This is a genomic window from Acidovorax delafieldii 2AN (assembly GCF_000175235.1).
Taxonomy (GTDB): domain Bacteria; phylum Pseudomonadota; class Gammaproteobacteria; order Burkholderiales; family Burkholderiaceae_C; genus Acidovorax; species Acidovorax delafieldii_B.
In genome coordinates, this window is record NZ_ACQT01000377.1 from 1 (window position 1) to 2,538 (window position 2,538).

The following is a 2,538-nucleotide window of genomic DNA, read 5'->3' on the forward strand; positions in this document are numbered from 1 at the left end:
GGTGCCCGCGCCGCTGGGACAACCGCGCGAAAGCGTGGTGGTTACGCCGGTGCGCACCAACACACCGCTGGCCGCCGCGCCCGACACCGCGACAAGTGCGCCCTACGGACCTGCCGTCGCCGCGCGCTTTGCCGAGCCCGCCACCACCTACAGCACACCCGGCCTTGGTGCGGAAAGGCGCAGCTTCACCACCAATGCAGAGATCGGGCAATGGCTGCGCGACGTGGCCGCCGCAGCGCCACAAGGCGGAACCCAGGCCAGTGTTCTGGACCTGGGAGCATCGCAGCGCGGTGAACCCATCCTGGGCCTGCTGCTCACCCACGCCAAGGGAACCGACATCGCCAGCCTGGAAGCCAACGGTCGCAGCACCGTCGTGCTGGTAGGCCAGCAGCACGGCGACGAGCCCGCGGGCAGCGAGGCACTTTTGGTGGTGGCCCGTGAACTTGCGCAGGGCCTGCTCGAGCCCCTGCTCGACCGCATCAACGTGGTGGTGGTGCCGCGGGCCAACCCTGATGGCGCTGCCGCGGGCACACGCAGCACGGCCAGCGGAGTGGACATGAACCGCGACCACCTGCTTCTGAACACGCCCGAAGCGCAGGCGCTGGCCCGCCTCGTACGCGACTACCGCCCCATCCTGGTTCTGGACGCGCACGAATTCACCGTGGTGGGCCGCTATCTGCAAAAGTTCAACGCAATCCAGCGCTACGACGCGTTGCTGCAATACACCACCACGGCCAACTATCCCGAGTTCCTGACCAAGGCGTCGCAGGAGTGGTTCCACCAGCCCATGCTGGGTGCCCTCCAGACCCAGGGCCTGTCGAGCGAGTGGTACTACACCACCTCCACCAGGCCGGATGACCGCAGCATGTCGATGGGCGGCGCGCAGCCCGACACCGGTCGCAACGTCAACGGTCTCAAGAACGCGGTGAGCCTGCTGGTCGAAACGCGGGGCGTCGGGCTGGGCCGCATGCACATCCAGCGCCGCGTGCACACCCAGGTCACCGCCATCACCAGCGCCCTGCGCAGCACCGTAGAGCGCTCAGCCAATCTGGAGCAGGTGCGCTCCTTCGTGGCGCGCGACACCGCCTCCAAAGCCTGCCATGGCCAAGTGGTGGTGGAAGCCCAGGCCACGCCCACCCAGCGCGAGCTGACCATGCTCGACCCCGAAACCGGCGCCGACCGCGCGGTGCAGGTGGAGTGGAATTCGTCACTCGCCCTGCGGCCCGTGAAGACGCGCGCGCGCCCCTGCGGGTACTGGCTGGCCCCCGGCGAAACCACGGCAGTGCAGCGGCTGCAGTTGCTGGGCGTGCAGGTGCTGCGCATCGCCGAGCCTGGCTCTGCGCTGGCCGACACCTACAACGAAACCACGCGCGAGACCGCCGAGCGCTCTGACGTGCGAGGCAGCATCGCCGGCGAATCCGGCATCATCCGCAGCCAGGTGGCACTCATGCGCAGCGCCATCGACGTGCCGGCCGGCAGCTACTATGTTCCGCTGAACCAGGGCCTGGCCAACCTGGCGGTGGCGGCCCTTGAGCCCGACACGCAGAGCAGCTACTACGCCAACCACCTCGTCGGCGACCTTGCCGGCACCGCCCGCGTCATGTCGGTGCCCTCGCTGGTGTTCGAAGACACGGACGAATAGGGCTTTCGCGCCGGCCAGCACAGCCCTCGCGGGTTGCTGCTACGCTGAGCGCCCTTCTTTGCGGCAAAGGCGATACATGATCGATCTGCACTACTGGCCCACTCCCAACGGCTGGAAAATCTCCATCATGCTCGAGGAATGCGGCCTGCCCTACCGCTGCATTCCAGTGAACATCGGCAAGGGTGAGCAGTTTCGCCCCGAGTTCCTCGCCATCAGCCCCAACAACCGCATGCCCGCCATCGTGGACCATGCACCGGCCGATGGCGGCCCTGCCGTGCCGGTATTCGAAAGCGGCGCCATCCTGATGTACCTCGCCGAGAAAACCGGCAGGTTCTGGTCCACGCAGGTGCGCCAGCGCTACCAGGAAATGCAGTGGCTGATGTGGCAAATGGGGGGCCTGGGGCCGATGTCGGGGCAGAACGGGCACTTCAGGGTCTACGCCCCTGAGAAGGTCCCCTACGCCATCGACCGCTATGGCCGCGAAGTCAACCGCCTGTATGGCGTGCTCGACGGCCAGCTGCAACGAACGGGCGCCCATGTGGCCGGCGCCGAATATTCGATCGCCGACATGGCCATCCTGCCCTGGATCAGGCTGCACACGGCATATGAGATTGCGCTCGACCAGTTTCCCCATCTGCAGCGATGGCACGACATGCTGATGCAGCGCCCTGCCGTCCAAGCCGGGCTGGCCTTGCTGCAGGAATTGCGCACCCCCATCACCGAGGAGCAGCGCAAGGTGCTGTTTGGCCAGACGGCCGACAGCGTGCGTGCAAGCGCAAGCACGCAGCAACCCCATCAAAAATAATAGCAACCCGCGCTTTCCCTGCAAGCGCACCAAGCCGATTCAGCCCCATACACCCCCCGAACGCTGCGCGCGCCCGCCAAGCACAACGCAG

At 66.9% G+C, this 2,538-nt stretch carries 2 protein-coding genes; both read left to right on the plus strand.

Features of this window, described 5'->3' with window-relative positions; translation table 11 throughout:
- The first annotated feature begins 1 nt into the window (after position 1).
- Positions 2–1,642, plus strand: a complete 1,641-nt coding sequence (locus tag ACDELDRAFT_RS21245; RefSeq protein ID WP_005800301.1) for a M14 family metallopeptidase — start codon at positions 2–4, stop codon at positions 1,640–1,642.
- Positions 1,643–1,718: 76 nt separating this feature from the next.
- Positions 1,719–2,447, plus strand: a complete 729-nt coding sequence (locus ACDELDRAFT_RS21250; RefSeq protein ID WP_005800302.1) for a glutathione binding-like protein — start codon at positions 1,719–1,721, stop codon at positions 2,445–2,447.
- Positions 2,448–2,538: the final 91 nt, after the last annotated feature.

Coding starts and splice junctions, on each gene's coding strand:
- ACDELDRAFT_RS21250 (WP_005800302.1), top strand. CDS start 1,719: ATGATCGATCTGCACTACTGGCCCACTCCCAACGGCTGGAAAATCTCC.